We start from the raw sequence: 16,754 nt of genomic DNA on the forward strand, positions 1-16,754 counted from the left end.
CCCCGGAGGACCTGAGCAGCATGGGAACCGTGACCAACCTGACGGGTGTCGGAGCAGTGGACGCCGATCTCGACCGCGCCGTGCAGGCCGCCGACGCGGCCGCGCTGGCGGCCGGGGTGTCGGTGCGAGAGGTCGCCGACCTCGCCGAGCTGGCGGGCGTCGTCGCGCTCTACGCCGACATCTGGGGACGCGACGCCAACCCGCCGATGACGCTCGAGCTGCTGCGTGCCTTCACCAAGGCCGGCAACTACGTCGGCGGCGCCTTCGAGGGCGACCGCCTGGTGGGCGCGTGCGTCGGCTTCTTCCACGCGCCGGCCGAGGACGCCCTGCACAGCCACATCGCCGGCGTCTCCGCCGACGTGCTCGGCCGCCACGTCGGGTTCGCGCTCAAGCTGCACCAGCGCGCCTGGGCGATGCTGCGCGGCGTCTCGGAGATCGCCTGGACCTTCGACCCGCTGGTCAGCCGCAACGCCTACTTCAACCTGGTCAAGCTCGCCGCCCGTCCGGACGAGTACCTGCCGAACTTCTACGGCGCGATGCTCGACACCATCAACGGCGACGACGACTCCGACCGGCTGCTGGTGCGGTGGCGCCTGCGCGACCCGGCGGTCGTCGCCGCGTGCGCCGGCAGCCCCGCACCCGCGCTGGTCGCCGACGAGCTCGCGGCCGGTGCCGTCGTCGCCCTCGGCATCGGCGCCGACGGCGGACCGGAGCCGGGGCAGCTGGACGGCACGACCAGCCTCGTCGCCGTCCCACCGCACATCGGCGCGCTGCGCGCCGCCGACCCGGCGCTGGCGCAGAAGTGGCGTCTCGCGGTCCGCGAGGCGCTGTCCGCCCTGGTCGACGACGGGGCCCGGATCACCGGCTTCGACCGCGCCGGCTGGTACGTCGTCACGAAGGAGCACCAGTGAAGCTGACCGGAGTCGAGCTGCGACGGGTCAGCATGCCGCTGGTCTCGCCGTTCCGTACGTCGTTCGGGACCCAGACCGCGCGCGAGCTGATGCTGCTGCGCGTCGTCACCGACGAGGGCGAGGGCTGGGGGGAGTGCGTCGCGATGGCGGACCCGCTCTACTCCTCGGAGTACAACGACGCCGCGGCCGACGTGCTGCGCCGCTTCCTGGTGCCCGCCCTGGCGGCCGCCGGCCCGCTGGAGGCCCACACCGTCGCGACGGCGCTGGCGCCGTTCAAGGGTCACCGGATGGCCAAGGCTGCCTTGGAGATGGGCGTCCTGGACGCCGAGCTCCGGGTGCAGGGCCGGTCGTTCGGCAGCGCCCTCGGTGCCGTGCACGAGCGGGTGCCGTGCGGGGTGTCGGTCGGGATCATGGACAGCATCCCGGCGCTGCTCGACGCCGTCGGCGGCTACCTCGACGACGGCTACGTCCGCATCAAGCTCAAGATCGAGCCCGGCTGGGACGTGGAGCCGGTGCGCGCCGTCCGCGAGCGGTACGGCGACGACGTGCTGCTCCAGGTGGACGCCAACACGGCGTACACGCTGGCCGACGCGCGCCACCTCGCGAAGCTCGACCCCTTCGACCTCCTCCTCATCGAGCAGCCCCTCGACGAGGAGGACGTGCTCGGTCACGCCGACCTCGCGAAGCAGATCCGCACGCCGGTCTGCCTCGACGAGTCGATCGTCTCGGCCCAGTCCGCGGCCGCCGCGATCCGGCTCGGGGCGGCGGCGATCGTCAACATCAAGCCCGGTCGTGTCGGCGGCTACCTGGAGGCGCGGAGGATCCACGACGTGTGCGTCGCGAACGGCGTGCCGGTGTGGTGCGGCGGCATGCTCGAGACCGGCCTCGGCCGGGCCGCCAACGTCGCCCTGGCCGCCCTCCCCGGCTTCACGCTCCCGGGTGACACGTCCGGGTCCGGTCGCTACTACCACCGCGACATCACCGCGCCCTTCGTCCTCGAGGACGGCCACCTGTCGGTGCCGACCGGACCGGGTCTCGGGGTGACGCCGCTCGAGGATGCGCTGGCCGAGGTCACGACGGCGACCGAGTGGCTGGCCGTCTGATCGTCGTACGCTGACGACCGCCATGACGACGGTCCCCACCCCCCGCCCGCGCGCCGGACTCGGCCGCGTCCTCGACGACCTCGGGGCTACCCTGCTCGACCTCGTCCACGGCGACGCCGACCGCGTCGACGACATCGGCGGCGTGGTGATCCACGACCCCGTCGACGCACCATTGCTGCCACCGCAGGCGCTGGTGCTCGGGGTCGGCGTCGACGGTCCCGAGCAGGTCGGCGCCCTGCTCGAGGTGCTGGGACCGGCCGGGGCCGTGGGCCTGGTGCTTCGCGCGCCCGTCCAGGCGACGCCCGAGGTCCGCGCCGCGGCCGACGCCGCCGGGGTCGCCCTGCTCGGGCTCAGTCGCGGCGTGCCCTGGGCCCACCTCGCGGCGATGCTGCGCTCGCTGCTCGCCGAGGGCGACGTCCGGGTCGCCGACGAGGAGACCCTCGGCGGGCTCCCGTCCGGCGACCTCTTCGCCGTCGCCAACGCCATCGCCTCGCTGCTCGACGCGCCGATCACCATCGAGGACCGCAGCTCGCGGGTGCTGGCCTTCTCGGGCCGCCAGGACGAGGCCGACCCGTCGCGGGTCGAGACGGTCCTCGGGCGGCAGGTGCCGGAGCGCTATGCCCGGATCCTCAACGAGCGCGGGGTCTTCGGCGACCTCTACCGCACCGACGGGCCGGTCTACATCGACCCGGTCGCCGACCAGGGTGACGCGTTCTCGATGCCACGGGTCGCGATCGCGGTCCGGGCGGGCGACGAGGTGCTCGGCTCCATCTGGGCCGCCGTGCCGGGTCCGCTCAGCGCGGAGCGCACGCGCGCGCTGGTCGACGCCGGCAAGCTCGTCGCCCTGCACCTGCTCCGGGTCCGGGCCGGCACCGACGTACGCCGCCGGGTGCGCGCCGACCTCGTCAGCTCGGTCCTCGAGGGCGGCGCGGGCGCGCGGGAGGCGCTCGAGAGGCTCGGCCTCCTCGACACCCCCATCGTGGTCCTCGGCGTGACCTCGGTGGATCCCGCGTCGTCGGAGGACGCGTCGCAGGCGCACGAGCTCCAGCGGCTCGCGGACGCCTTCGCGCTGCACCTCAACGCCGTGGTCCCGCGCTCGGCCGCGGCCCTGCTCGGCGGCGTCGTCTACGGGCTCGCCGCGACCAGCGGCACGCCCGCCGAGAGCGAGCAGCGCGCCGGCCAGCTCGCCGCCGTGTTCCTGGACCGGATCGGCGACCGGTCCCGTCCCGTCGTCGCGATCGGCGGCGTGGCCACCTCCGTGGCCGAGATCGTCGCGGCCCGCACCTCCACCGACCGCATCCTGCGGGTGCTGCGCGAGCGCCCGCCCGGCATCCGGGTCGCCCGCCTCGCGGACGTGCAGACCGACGCGCTGCTGCTCGACCTGCGCGACCTCGCGGCCACGCGCAACGACCGGCCGACCGGCCCGCTCGACCGGCTGATGCGCTACGACCGCAAGCACGACGCCCACCTCGTCGACACGTTGCGCGCGTGGCTCGACGCGTTCGGCGACGTCGCGCTCGCCTCCGAGCGACTCTTCGTGCACACCAACACGTTCCGCTACCGGCTCCGCCGCGTCGCCGAGGTGGGGGAGATCGACCTGCGCGACCCGCGGCAGCGGTTCGCGGTGATGCTCGAGCTGGCCGTTCTGGGTGAGTGAGGGGCGTCGCCCACCGGCCACCAACCGGATTCGTGCGACCTCTCGGCCCGCTCTATGCTGTGCCGAGCACGTCCGGCCCCCATCGTCTAGCGGCCCAGGACCCCGCCCTTTCACGGCGGTAGCACGGGTTCGAATCCCGTTGGGGGTGCCACACCTCGTCGCAGGCCGGGACCGCGGTCGCGAGCTCATTCACGTGCTGGTCACGCGGGCGTCGTCCGGGTGGGCCGATACGGACGTTGAATCGTTGCAAATGCTCCCTAGGTTCCTTGCGGTTCTCGGCCCTCCCCCTGCCCAAGGAAGCGACTGCATGCCCATCTCGCGCTCACGTCGTTCGCGCACGCCTCGCGTCATCCCCTCCCTCGTCGCCGCCGCGCTGGCCGCGGTCGGCCTCGCCGCCGCACCGGCCGGTACGGCGACGGCCGCACCGGCGGCGACCGACTACACCCAGCTCGTCAACCCGTTCATGTCCACCCAGGGCGACAACGGCCAGAACATCCCGGGCGCCCAGGTGCCCCACGGCCTGGCCAAGCCGAACCCGATGACCTCGCCGGGGCGCACCCACTCCGGCTACGACTACGCGCAGAGCAGCATCAGGGGCTTCACGCTCTCCAACCTGGACGGGGTCGGCGGCTCCGGCGGCGGAGGTGACCTGCTGGTCGTGCCGACGTACTCGACGTACACCGCACGACCGGCGACCAGCACGTACGCGCTGCCCTTCTCGCACACCGACGAGACGGCGGAGCCCGGCTACTACCAGGTGGGCCTGCAGGCGCCGCAGGGCACGATCGGCTCCGAGCTGACCGCCACGGTCCGCACCGGCCTCGAGCGGTTCACGTTCCCCCAGGCCGGCAAGGCCTCGCTGGTCCTCGACCTGCAGAACAACTTCACCGGGCGGCTCAGCTCGGACCTCACCGTGAAGACGCTCGACGACGGCCGGGCGGAGCTCTTCGGCAACGTCGCCGGCACCTTCAACGGCTACAACTACAAGCTCTACTTCGACTCGGTCACCAGCGCCCCCGTGGCCAGCGTGAAGACCTGGGGCGACGGCGCCGCCTTCGGCGCGACGAAGCACCGCACCGGCACCGACACCGGCGCCGTGGTCACCTTCGACGTGACCGCCGGCCAGAAGGTGCAGCTCAACACCACGCTGTCGCCGATCAGCGTCGCCCAGGCGCGTCAGGACCAGGCGGCCGAACTGACCGGCAAGTCCTTCGACGACGTCCGCGCGGACGCGCACGACGACTGGCAGGAGACGCTGGGCAAGGTCGCGGTCACCTCCGACGCCACCAGCGACCCCGACGGGGACCTGGAGAAGATCTTCTACACGAGCCTCTACCGGATGCTCGCCACGCCGACCAACGCCACCAGCACCGACGGCACCTACCGAGGCGTCGACGGCGCGGTCCACCGGGCCGACGGCTACACGCACTACGACGGCTGGGGCACCTGGGACGACTTCCGCAAGTACTCGGTGCTCGCCACCATGTACCCGGACATGTACGCCGACGTGGTCCAGTCGCTCGTCGACATCTACGCCGACGACGCCAACGTGGGCAACGCGACCCTGAGCAGCCGCACGATGGCCGTGCCGACCGTCCGCTTCGAGCGCTCGGCGATCGTCATCGCCGACGCCGTCTCGAAGGGCGTGCACCTGGACCGGCTGGCGCAGGCCTTCCCGGCGCTCGTCGCCAACTCCAACACCTACAGCTCGGCCAACCAGGCCCTCGGCTACATCGCCGGCGACCCCGGCACGACCGTCGCGACGTCGTACGACGACTACGCGCTCTCCGTGATCGCGAAGGCGCTGGGCAGGACCGCCGACGCCACGTCGTACGCCGCTCGCTCGGGCAACTACAAGAACGTCCTGAAGCCGGCCGCGTGGACGGCCGAGGACAGCACCCCGGTCGCGGTCCTCTCCTCGCGCAACGCCGCGGGCGCCTTCGCCAACGACGACCTGGAGCAGTTCCAGGCCGCCGGGCTCTACCAGGGCACGCTCTGGCAGTTCAACTGGTACCCCGCGCAGGACATGGCCGGTCTGATCTCCGCCATGGGCGGCACCGCCGCCACGCAGAAGGCGCTCAGCCACTACTTCGGCGAGCAGGCACCCGACGACGGCACCAAGATGCTGAAGTCCAACGCCAACGAGGTCGACCTGCAGACGCCGTACCTCTTCAACTACCTGGGCCAGCCGGCGAAGACCCAGAAGTGGGTCCGTGACCTCTACACGAAGGCGACCTGGCAGCAGTACATCGCCACCGGCGGCACCGACGGCAACAACCCGCCGTCGAGCAACGGCAAGCTGACGCCGCCGATCAGGACGAAGGTCTTCAAGAACGAGCCGCTGGGCTTCCTGCCCACCATGGACGACGACACCGGCGCGATGTCGGCGACGTTCGTGGCGGCCGCGCTCGGCCTCTACCCGGTGACGGCCGGCTCGTCGCAGTACCAGGTCGGCTCGCCGTTCTTCCCGCGTGTCGACATCACGCACGACGACGGCACCAGCTTCAGTGTCGTCGCCGACGGCGTCTCCCCGGACGACTACTACATCCAGGACGCCACGCTCGACGGCAAGGCCTACGGCAACACCTGGGTCGACTACGACGACATCGTCGGCGACGGCTCGTTCGACGTCACGATGGGCGACGCCGCCTCCACCTGGGGCTCGACCAGCAAGCCGGCGTTCTCGCTGAGCACGGCGGGGGCGGACACCCCCGCGACTGCCACCGTGACCTCGGACCGCACGACGGTCGCCGCGGACGCGGAGGGCGACGTCGACGGCACCATCAGGATGACGCTGAACGGCGCGTCGTTCGCGGGCGCGAACGGCGACGAGCTCACCGGCTCCGGCAAGGTCGTCGTCGCCGGTCTGCCCAGCGGCGTCACCGCCACCGCGACCCGGACCAGCGGCACCGCGCTGACCGTCCACGTCACCGGCACGCTGCCGAAGCTCGCGAGGTCGAGGTTCGCCGTACGGCTCACCGACGCGGCGCTCGCCGGCGGCGTCGCCGCGGCGTCGGTCACCGGCACCGGCCTGTCGATGCGCGACCCGTTCGCCGTCGTCGTCACCGACCACTGGCGCGCGCAGCTGCGGGCGACGTACGACGAGGCGCGGCTGGTCGTGGCCGGCAACTACGACGGCTCGACGTACGCCGCGCTGGTCAGCGCGCGCAACAGCGCCCGGACCGTCCTGGCCGACACGACGGCGACCGACGACGAGATCAACAACGCCGACGCCACCCTCAGCGGGACGCTCGACGGTCTGGTCCTGAGCCAGGGCGGCTATCGCAGGCTCGAGGCCGAGAAGCACGACTCGTGGTCGGGCGGGGCGGACCTGCACGACGAGGCCTCCGGCATCGGTGGTGTGCGTCCCGGCTCGTGGATCGCGTTCAACGGCGTCACGTTCGGTGCCGACCAAGTCCCGGACCAGATCCAGGTCCGCTACTCGGGCGCGTCCGCCGACGGCTACGCGAACGCCGCCGTCGAGGTGCACCTCGGTGCGGCCGACGGGCCGCTGCTGGCGAAGGTCGCGACCCCGCCGACGGCGTCGAGCTTCGGCACGTACGCCACGGCGACCGCTGACCTCACGAACGTGGAGGCCCTGCTGGCCGCTGCTCCGGCGACCGTCTACTTCACGTTCACCGGCACCAACCCCACGTCGACGGACACCTCCCAGCACTGGGTCGGCAACTTCGACTTCATGCAGTTCGCCGAGTCCGGCGCGCAGGCGCCGGTCGACAACGACGTCGTCCTCACGCCCGAGGGCCGGGCCGAGTGGGGCGGCGACGGGGTCAGCGTCGGCAGCGGCACCCTGAAGACCGAGACCGACACGGGCTCGGCGGGCAGCTTCACCGCCATCGCCAACACCCACAACGGTGACTGGGTCCGCTGGTCGGGCGTGGACTTCTCCCGCGCTCCGTCCCAGTTGTCGGTGCACTACATCAACAACTCGGGGCGGGTCGCCCCGGACGCCAACATCGACGTCTACCTGGACTCGAGGTCGGGCACCAAGCTCGTCAACGTCCCGCTGCCGGCCACGGGCTCCTCGTGGTCCTCGGACGGCACGGCGACGGTGGACCTCCCGAGCGGTGTCACGGGCAAGCACGACGTCTACATCGTCATGCACGGCACCTACACCGCCGAGCGTCCGTACGTCGGCAACTACGGCAACCTGACGTTCGTCGTCCCCGACGCCCCGAAGTCCGACGGGCTGAAGGTCGAGTTCGAGAGCCGTACCGCCTGGGCGGGCCCGGAGCTCAAGACCGAGTCCTTCAGCTGGAACGACGGCACGACCGGCACCGACGTGGGCGGGACCCACGAGGGCGACGTGCTCGAGTACGACGGCCTGGTGTTCGACGACACGGCGACCTCGCTCTCCGTGCACTACGTCAACAACTCGTCGCGCTGCGGCAACAACTCCCGGATCGACGTCTACCTCGACGCCAAGGCGGGGTCGCCGCTGCTCACGGTCCCGCTCCCGGTGACGGGCTCGGGCTGGTCCAGCGCCGGCACGACCAAGGTGACCCTGCCGACCGCGATCAGCGGGACGCACAAGGTGATCCTCGTCCTGCGCACCGACGTGCCGGACGCCAACCACCCGTTCGTGTCCAACCTGGACTCGTTCACGTTCAACTACGGCGTCGACAAGGCGGCGCTGCAGGACCGCTACGACCTGGACGAGCCGAAGCTCACCGACGGCGATCGCTACGTCGGCGTCGACTTCCGGCTGTTCTCCGACGCGATGACCGCCGCCAAGGAGGTCCTCGCCGACGAGACGGCCATCGGGTCCGACGTCTCCACCGCGCTGCGCACCCTGCAGCTCGCCGACGGCCAGCTGGCGCCCCGCGCCCAGCGGTCGCTGGTGGCAGCCGTGCGGGACGCGGACGAGGTCGTCCCGGCCCGGTACACGCAGGCCACGGTCGCGACGCTGACCTCGGCGGTGTCGGACTCGAAGGCGATGCTCTCGGCCGCGACCGCCACCGACGAGGAGTACGCCGCTCAGGCGGGCACCCTCGAGGCAGCGATCGACGGCCTCGAGCTCAAGGCGTCGAGTGCACCCGACGCGCCGCAGGCGGTGTCGGCGACGACCTCCGGTCGGAGCATCACGGTGTCGTGGGCGGCCCCGGCGTACGACGGGAACTCGGCGATCACCGGCTACACGGTGCAGCTGACCGGGGTGACGCCGACGACCGTCGACGCCGCCACCACGTCGTACACGTTCACGGACCTCCCGCGCGGGCGTCAGTACCGGGCGAGCGTCAAGGCGACCAACGCCCTGGGCTCGTCCGCCGCGAGCGAGTACGCCGTGGACCTGCCCATCGCGAGCGTCAAGCCCGAGGTCCCGGCCAAGCCCGGCATCGCGGCCGCGGGCCAGGCGGTCACCGTCAGCTGGACGGCGCCGGACGACGGCGGCTCGACGATCACCGGCTACACGGTGCAGCTGAGCGACGGCACCGAGGCGGAGGTCGCCGGGACCGAGACGAGCCACACGTTCTCGGGCCTCGCCGCGGGTGACTACTCGGCGTACGTCGCGGCGCGCAACGTGAACGGCAGGTCGAGCTTCTCGCCGGTCTCCGCCACGGCGACCGTCCTCCCGGCGCCGACGGTGTCCGGCGTGACGGCCACCGCGCCGTCGTGGTCGCAGGTGAAGGTGGCCTGGACGACGACCGGCTCGACCCGGTTCGTCCTCGAGGTGCAGCTGAGCCGGGCCGGGAAGGTCATCGCCACCCGCCAGGCCTGGTCGGACGCGTCCGACGTCGTGTTCACCGGCCTCGACGCGGCCACGGCGTACCAGGCGACGGTCGCCCCGGTCGGCGGCTCCGTCGCGGCCACGGCGGCCGTCCGGACCCCGGCTCGACCGAAGGTCGCGAGCCACGCGGTCCAGGTGAAGGGCGTGGCCAAGGTCGGCAAGCGGCTGGCGGTGAACCTCCACGCCGGGTCCTGGAGCGCGGGGACGCGGTTCAGCTACGTCTGGCTGGCGAACGGCAAGGTCGTCGGGCGCGCGGCGACGCTGCGGCTCACGCCGGGCCTGAAGGGCAAGAAGGTCGCCGTCCGCGTCACCGGCGCGCACGGTGACTGGACGCCCAGCACGGTGACCAGCAAGGCGGTCAAGGTCAAGCGCTGACCCGGCCGAGACGCATCGGCGCCCCGACCCGCGAGGGTCGGGGCGCCGATCTGTCTCTGCGGCCTGGTGCGTCTCAGTCGACCCGGACGACGAAGCCGGCGTAGCCGCGCAGCACGGCGGCGACGCCGGCGTCCAGGGCGCGGGCCGCCCGCTCGACGGTGAACGTGGACGCGTCGTACCTCCAGGCGTTCCCGGTGCCGCTGCCGCCGCCCCGGGCCGTCGTGCCCTTCCACACCGCGGCCGTGACGTTGAACGTCGGCTCGGCGAGCTCGGCGCCCAGCAGCAGGAACTCCTGGTCCGGCCAGCTCGCGGTCACCACGGAGAGGGGGTCGGCGAGCGGGTCGCCGGCGCTGACCACCAGGTCCGGGTGGAGATCGATCGCCTTCTGGATCGCTGCGAGGTACGTCGCCGGGTCGTGGGCGGGCACGACGGTCACGCGGACGTCGTGGGCGGCCGCCCAGGCCTCGACCGCCTGGTGGAGGTGGCGAGCCGGCTCGTTGTCGTCCGTCGCGAGGAGGGCGATCTCGTAGCCGGCGGGGACCGTCACGCGCGACCAGGAGCCCGGCGACGGCGTCATGGTGCCGCCGGGTGGCGGCGGCGCCGTCGGGGTCACGAACCCGGGCCCGAGCCTGCCGGTGCCGGGGGAGGCCACGACCGGCCCTCCATCGGCGCCCATGATCGTGGTGGGGCTCCCCGTCGGGCCGGCGGAGCCGGACCCGGAGGACGGTGCCGGCGAGGCCGACGGCGCGGTGGCCGAGCTGTCCGCCGTGGAGGACGAGCAGGCCGACGCCGCGACCAGCACGGTGGCCAGCACGGCGAGGGCGGGGAGCCGGCGGGAGACGCGGGGCGACACGGGACACCTCTTCGCAGGTGGGACGGGACGCCGCCGTTTCTACCCGAGCCGTCGAAACGTTCCAAAGCGGTTGCTGGCGGCCCGGATGCGTTCGCCGGCAGGTCGTCTCGCGTTCACGTGTCGTCGACAACCTCCGCTCTGCCATGCGAAAGATCTCCGTGCTGCTCGGGCCCCTCGCCGTCCTGTTCCTCCTCCTCGTCCCGCTCGCCCGAGCCGACGCACACGGCTTCAGCTCCGTCGTGTACGCCGACGTCACCGCGCCGTCCGCCGGTCACGTCCGCGTCGACCTCGAGCTCGAGTACGACCTGATGCTCTACTCGGTCGCCGACGCCCAGGACGACGACGCCCTGGTGAAGGCCGGTCAACCGGCGTGGGACGCGGCCGACTTCGACGGGATGGCGAAAGCCGTCGAGGACCACGAGGACTCGGTGCTCGCCTACGTCGACGACCGGTTCGGCGTGGCCGTCGACGGCACCGCCTGCCGCCCGACCCCGGTCGAGGACTACCGGGTCGACATGCGGGACGTGCCGTACCTGCACGTGGTCCTGGACTACGCGTGTCCCGAGACCGCCCGGGCCCACGAGATCCACAGCACCCTCTTCCCGGACGACGAGGGCTACGTCACCGGCACCAAGACGATCGTCACCTACGACCTCGACTTCGTCGACGGCAGCGCCGCGCTCGACTCCTCGCAGACGTCGTTCTCGACCGACCAGTCGACGGCCGAGCGGTTCTGGGAGTTCTTCAAGCTGGGCGTCGAGCACCTGCTGACGGGGATCGACCACCTCCTCTTCCTGCTCGCCCTCATCGCCGGCTCGCGTCGCCTGCGCGAGATCGTGCTCGCGGCGACGACCTTCACCCTGGCGCACTCGGTGACGCTGATGCTCGCGGCGTTCGGCGTGGTCGCGGTCTCGCCCAGCGTCGTCGAGCCGATCATCGCCCTCTCGATCGCGGTCGTGGCCGCGTGGCACCTCTGGCGGCTGGCGACCCAGGGTGAGCACGCCCTCGACCTCGACGTCAGCAGCGACAGCCACTTCGCGCTCGACCGCGCCGGGTGGATCCGCCTCGCGGTGGTCTTCTGCTTCGGCCTGGTGCACGGACTCGGGTTCGCGGGCGCGCTCGGCATCCAGCAGGCGTGGTCGTGGTCCCTGCTGTGGTCGCTGGTCGTCTTCAACCTCGGCATCGAGGCCGTCCAGCTCAGCCTCATCGTGCTGCTCTTCCCGATGTTCGCGCTGCTGCGGCGCAAGGCGCCGACAGCCGACCTCGTCGTGACCGGCGCCATCGCCGCGACCGTGACCGTCTTCGGGCTGGTGTGGTTCGTCCAGCGCCTCGCCGCCGGCTGAGCGCCCTCCGCCCCCGGACTCGTACGGCGTGTCTGCGGGTTTCACCGGCTGACCGCCGAAACCCGCACGCCTGTCAGCCGGAACCCGCACGACACGCGGCATGGGTGCGGCGTGTCGCGCGGGCCTTGGCCGACAGGTCGCGAGCCCCCGGCGCCGTACGGCGTGTCTGCGGTTTTCACCGGCTGACCGCCGAAACCCGCACGCCTGTCAGCCGGAACCCGCACGACACGCGGCATGGGTGCGGGTGTCGCGCGGGCCTTGGCCGACAGGTCGCGAGCCCCCGGCGCCGTACGGCGTGTCTGCGGGTTTCACCGGCTGACCGCCGAAACCCGCACGCCTGTCAGCCGGGACCCGCACGACACGCGGCATGGGTGCGGCGTGTCGCGCGGGCCTTGGCCGACAGGTCGCCGTACGCCGTACGCACGCGCCGCACCCCTGAGGTGACCGTTCGACGGGTGGCCACCCGGACGCCCTCCGTCCGTTCACCCGGTGGTCGCTCGACGGCGAGATGTTGAGCCGTCAATCTCCTCCCTCACTCGGACCCGAAAGGGAATCGCACCCCATGACGTTCATCTCCTCCCGTCGCCGCGTAGGCGTCGGACTCGCGACGGCCTCGCTGGCGGTCGGCGCCGTCGTCGGCACCGGCGCCACCCTGGCGGCCAACGGCGCCGACCCCGCCGCGTTCTCCGTGTCGGCCGTCGTCCTCGGCGTCGGCACGGACGAGACCTCGCGCACCGTCGCCTGGTACTCCGCCACCGACCCGGCCGCCGGCGAGTCCGTCGAGCTGGCCACCAAGGCCGACTTCTCGGACAAGTCGGTCGTCCCGGCCACCGTCACGGCGAACACCACCACGGACGCCAAGACCGGTCAGGCGCTCACCAACTTCAACGGCAAGGTGACGCTCAGCGGTCTCAAGGCGAACACCACCTACTACTACCGCGTGGCGGAGAAGGGGTCGTCGTCCAACCAGTCGGCCAGCTACTCCTTCAAGACCGGCACGTTCGGCAACGGTGACTTCCAGTTCCTCTTCTTCGGCGACCCGCAGATCGGCTCCTCGGGCGACCCCGAGGCCGACGGGGACGGCTGGGAGTGGGCCCTGGACCAGACCCAGAAGCAGAGCCCCAAGGCCGAGCTGTACGTCTCGGGCGGCGACCAGGTCAACACGGCCAACAACGAGACCGAGTGGGACAACTTCCTCCAGCCCGACGAGCTGCGCTCGATCCCGTGGGCGGCGACCATCGGCAACCACGACGTCTCCGGGTACGCCTACGAGCAGCACTTCGCCCTCCCCGGCACCGTTGACCGCAGCGACTCGCTGTACACCAACGCGGCGAGCAAGGCGACGCTGTCCGGCGGTGACTACTGGTACAAGTGGAAGGGCGTCCTGTTCATCGACCTGAACTCCAACGCCTACTCCGCCGTCAACGGCAGCGACCCGGCGCACGTCGCGTTCGTCACCCAGACGATCCAGGCACAGAAGGACGCCAACACCAAGCACGTCGTCCTCGTCTACCACCACTCGATCTACTCGCCGGCCGACCACGCCAACGACACCGACAACCAGCAGCGGCGTGGCGACTTCACCAAGGCGTTCTCCGACCTCGGCGTCGACCTGGTCCTGCAGGGCCACGACCACTCCTACTCGCGCAGCTACGCCCTCAAGGGCACGGCGCTCGGCTCGGCGCCCGTGAAGGCCGACGCCAACGAGCAGCCCGGTCAGGAGACCGTCGTCGAGAAGGTGGGCGGCGTCGTCTACGTCACCGCCAACTCGGCCTCGGGCTCCAAGTACTACGACCTGACGGAGCCGGACGCGAGCAAGGGTGGGTACGGCGCCGACACGAAGATCGGCGGACCGCAGTCGGTGCAGTCCGGCAACCACGCCCTGGCCCACGCGCGGCACTGGACGAACTCCGTGGAGAACCAGGAGCACGTCCAGACCTACATCGAGGTCACGGTCAACGACAAGGGCCTCCAGGTCAAGAACATCCGGGCTAACGACAACTCGACCAAGGCCGGCACCACGGCCGCGAACAAGACCCTGAACCCGGCGCTCGACCGGGGCAACGTCACCGGCGTCGGCCCCGAGCTGTCGGACTGGACGGCGCCGATCGGCTCCGTCCAGGACGTGTTCAGCGTCTTCCGCAACGCGAGCGACGTGTCGCCGATCTTCCCGCCGGCGGACGTGGTCACGAAGACCGAGACCGTCACCAACACGGTCGTCGAGAACCACACCGTGGTCAAGGAGGTCGTCCCGGCCAAGGTGAAGGCCAAGGTCGCGGCCAAGATCAAGCAGCTCACGAAGCAGGTCAAGAAGGCGAAGGGCTCCAAGAAGACGGCCCTCAAGGCCGAGCTCGTGGCGTACCGCGCGATCTGGAAGCAGCTGCACTGACGTTCTTCAGGTCGACCTAGCTCCACCCAGGACGGCCCCCGGAGTCACTCCGGGGGCCGTCGTGAGGCTCACTCCTCCCCGATTGGGACACCGGCGGTGGCGTGGGTTAGAGTTCCCTCGCTTCACCAGTGAAGTCACCTGGCCCCGTAGCGCAGTTGGTTAGCGCGCCGCCCTGTCACGGCGGAGGCCGCGGGTTCGAGTCCCGTCGGGGTCGCCAACGAAACGCTCCGGATCACCACGATCCGGAGCGTTTCTGCTTGTCCGGCACCCTCCACCCGTCCAGCACAATGGCAGCATGCCGGTCGAGATGGGTCCCGCCGAGTTCGACGCCCTCGTCGACCGCGCCCTGGACGGCATCCCCGACGAGATCGCCGCGCTCGTGCGCAACGTCGCCGTGCTCGTCGAGGACGAGCCGCCGGCCGACGACCCCGACCTGCTCGGCCTCTACGAGGGCATCGCGCTGACCGAGCGCTGGGGCGACCCGTCCATGCAGCTGCCCGACCGCATCTTCATCTTCCGCAACCCGCTGCTCGACATGTGCGAGAGCGAGGAGGAGCTGGAGACGGAGGTCCGGATCACCGTCGTCCACGAGGTCGCCCACCACTTCGGCATCGACGACGACCGCCTGCACGACCTGGGCTATGCCTGACCGATCGTGAACCCCAGCGCACACGCGAGCAGCCCGCCACCGATCGTCGCGACGGCGTACGCCGTGGCCCGCAGCCGGCCCAGGCCGTGGGTCTGCACGGCGAACGCCGAGTAGGTCGTGAAGCCGCCGCAGAAGCCGGTGCCGAGCAGTGCGAGCGGGTGCTGACCGAGCGCGAGCGCCGACACCAGCCCGAGCACGAAGGAGCCGAGCACGTTGACGGCCAGCGTGCCGACGGGGAAGCGCCCGTCGTACCGGCTCGCGACCTCGAAGCGCAGCGCGGCGCCGACGGCGGCGCCGAGGGCGACCAGCAGCGCCGTCACTCGTCGCCACCCTCGTAGGCGAAGACCCGGCGCTGCCGCGCCGTCGACCAGTGGTCGGCCACCCGGACGGCGACCAGGCACGCGGCCAGGGTGCCGACGACGTACACCGCGGCGACGAGGGCATGACCCCCGGCCAGCAGCGCGCGGGACTGCTCGGAGTAGGCCGACAGCGTGGTGAAGCCGCCGAGGATGCCCGGGCCGAGGAAGACGGTGAGGGTGCGGCTGCCGCGGACGGCGGCGAGGGCCGGCAGCAGCGCCAGCGCGAACGAGCCGACCACGTTGATCGCGAAGGTCGACCACGGGAAGTCGGCGCCGTGCGTGGGGAAGGCGTCGGTCAGGGCCCACCGCGCCACGGCGCCGATCGCGCCACCGGCCGCGACCACGGCGAGCAGCCGGGCGGGCGGTGACCCGGCGGTCACGACAGGGTGTTCTGGTCTTCGGGCTGCGACACGGGCGCATCCTGCCACGCGAGCGCGGGCTCGCCGCGCTCCTGCCGCACGAACTCACTCAGGAACCAGCGCTGGAAGCGCTGCTGCTCGGGGGTCCGGGCCAGCGAGAGGAGACGCTTCTCGCGGCAGAACTCGTCCGCGAGGTCGAGCAGCTCGATGAACCGTCCGATGGTCGCGGCGGTCGCGTGCGGCATCGCGACGCGGACGTCGGCGCTGGCCGCCCCGGTCGCGAGCGCCTCATCGATCTGGTCGGCGCCGATGCCGTCGCGCAGGTCGCGGTCGAGCGCCCCGAAGAGGTCCGAGAGGTCCTTGGCGAGCGGGTAGTCGGTCTCGTGGGCCAGGGAGAGCAGCCGGACCTCGCGACGCAGCTCGCGGTAGTGCCGCTGGAACTCGATGTACATCCGCAGCGGTACGCCGAGGATCGAGATCCGCATCTCGTCCGGGTCCGGGTCGTGGGTGGTCACGGGCGGCACCCCGGTCACGAGCCCCTCGACCGGGTCGCCGCCCGGCTGGTCGGCCGGCGCGAACCAGACGGTCTTGCCGTCGGGCTCGAGGTCGACGCCCCAGGCGGTCGCGCAGCGGGCGACGATGCCGAGGCCGCGCCCGAAGGTGAGCAGCAGGTCGTCGTCGTCCGGGTCCTCCGTCGGCATCAGCGGTGCGTCCGGGGAGCCGTCGTGGACCTCGACCCGGGGGTGCTCCACGGTGCCGCGCACCCGCACGGTCAGCGGCGGACTCGCGTGCAGGAGGGCGTTGGTCACCAGCTCCGAGACGCCGAGCTCGGCGCACTCGACCAGGTCGTCACGACCGATGTCGTGGCACGTCTCGACCACCCATCGGCGTGCGTCTTGCACGCCGCGGGGACCGGAGCCCAGCGAGAGGGCGGGCCGGTTCAGCGGCAAGGTCGTTCTCCACGTGACGGCTGATCAAGTTGTTGCCAGACGCGGCTCGTGTACCCATGG

Annotated in this window: 11 protein-coding genes and 2 tRNA genes; 9 read left to right on the forward strand and 4 right to left on the reverse strand. The window is 71.8% G+C overall.

Features of this window, described 5'->3' with window-relative positions:
- Nucleotides 1-20: 20 nt before the first annotated feature.
- The 5 genes from ASC77_RS09115 (at nt 21) to ASC77_RS09135 (ending at nt 9,792) form a co-directional block, all read left to right on the forward strand.
- Nucleotides 21-911, forward strand: coding sequence for a GNAT family N-acetyltransferase (locus ASC77_RS09115; RefSeq protein ID WP_235547554.1), 891 nt, complete (start codon nt 21-23; stop codon nt 909-911).
- Nucleotides 908-2,014, forward strand: a complete 1,107-nt coding sequence (menC, locus tag ASC77_RS09120) for an o-succinylbenzoate synthase (RefSeq protein WP_056151262.1) — start codon at nt 908-910, stop codon at nt 2,012-2,014. Before ASC77_RS09115 ends, menC begins: the two co-directional genes overlap by 4 nt.
- Before the next feature lie 22 nt (nt 2,015-2,036).
- A complete protein-coding gene (locus ASC77_RS09125) occupies nt 2,037-3,671 on the forward strand; it encodes a PucR family transcriptional regulator (protein ID WP_056151265.1) in 1,635 nt (544 codons plus the stop codon).
- A 75-nt stretch (nt 3,672-3,746) separates the two neighbouring features.
- Nucleotides 3,747-3,822, forward strand: a tRNA-Glu gene (locus tag ASC77_RS09130).
- Nucleotides 3,823-3,978: 156 nt separating this feature from the next.
- Nucleotides 3,979-9,792: a glycoside hydrolase domain-containing protein gene (locus tag ASC77_RS09135; RefSeq protein ID WP_056151266.1), complete on the forward strand. Its 5,814-nt coding sequence runs from the start codon at nt 3,979-3,981 to the stop codon at nt 9,790-9,792.
- A 73-nt stretch (nt 9,793-9,865) separates the two neighbouring features.
- On the opposite strand, the gene ASC77_RS09140 is transcribed toward ASC77_RS09135, so the two are convergent.
- On the reverse strand, nt 9,866-10,645 hold the full coding sequence (locus ASC77_RS09140) for a hypothetical protein (protein WP_056151268.1): 780 nt from the start codon (nt 10,643-10,645) through the stop codon (nt 9,866-9,868).
- A 143-nt stretch (nt 10,646-10,788) separates the two neighbouring features.
- Here ASC77_RS09140 and ASC77_RS09145 point away from each other — a divergent pair, with 143 nt between their 5' ends.
- The 4 genes from ASC77_RS09145 to ASC77_RS09160 all read left to right on the forward strand — a co-directional run bounded on the left by ASC77_RS09145 (nt 10,789) and on the right by ASC77_RS09160 (nt 15,026).
- A complete protein-coding gene (locus ASC77_RS09145) occupies nt 10,789-11,988 on the forward strand; it encodes a HupE/UreJ family protein (protein WP_056151270.1) in 1,200 nt (399 codons plus the stop codon).
- Nucleotides 11,989-12,550: 562 nt separating this feature from the next.
- Nucleotides 12,551-14,377, forward strand: a complete 1,827-nt coding sequence (locus ASC77_RS09150) for a purple acid phosphatase family protein (RefSeq protein WP_056151272.1) — start codon at nt 12,551-12,553, stop codon at nt 14,375-14,377.
- A gap of 140 nt (nt 14,378-14,517) precedes the next feature.
- Nucleotides 14,518-14,594, forward strand: a tRNA-Asp gene (locus ASC77_RS09155).
- A gap of 78 nt (nt 14,595-14,672) precedes the next feature.
- Nucleotides 14,673-15,026 (forward strand): metallopeptidase family protein, encoded by a 354-nt coding sequence (locus tag ASC77_RS09160; protein ID WP_056151274.1) that lies wholly within the window; start codon nt 14,673-14,675, stop codon nt 15,024-15,026.
- Here the strand turns inward: ASC77_RS09160 and ASC77_RS09165 are convergent.
- From ASC77_RS09165 to ASC77_RS09175, 3 genes are read right to left on the reverse strand one after another with little or no spacing between them, the layout of a single operon-like run.
- Nucleotides 15,017-15,346: a fluoride efflux transporter FluC gene (locus tag ASC77_RS09165; protein ID WP_056151276.1), complete on the reverse strand. Its 330-nt coding sequence runs from the start codon at nt 15,344-15,346 to the stop codon at nt 15,017-15,019. The two genes, ASC77_RS09160 and ASC77_RS09165, sit on opposite strands and share 10 nt — an antisense overlap.
- Nucleotides 15,343-15,765 (reverse strand): fluoride efflux transporter FluC, encoded by a 423-nt coding sequence (locus tag ASC77_RS27700; protein WP_056151278.1) that lies wholly within the window; start codon nt 15,763-15,765, stop codon nt 15,343-15,345. Before ASC77_RS27700 ends, ASC77_RS09165 begins: the two co-directional genes overlap by 4 nt.
- Nucleotides 15,762-16,646: an ATP-binding protein gene (locus ASC77_RS09175; RefSeq protein WP_235547555.1), complete on the reverse strand. Its 885-nt coding sequence runs from the start codon at nt 16,644-16,646 to the stop codon at nt 15,762-15,764. Before ASC77_RS09175 ends, ASC77_RS27700 begins: the two co-directional genes overlap by 4 nt.
- Nucleotides 16,647-16,754: the final 108 nt, after the last annotated feature.

It is taken from the genome of Nocardioides sp. Root1257 (assembly GCF_001425175.1).
GTDB lineage: Bacteria > Actinomycetota > Actinomycetes > Propionibacteriales > Nocardioidaceae > Nocardioides.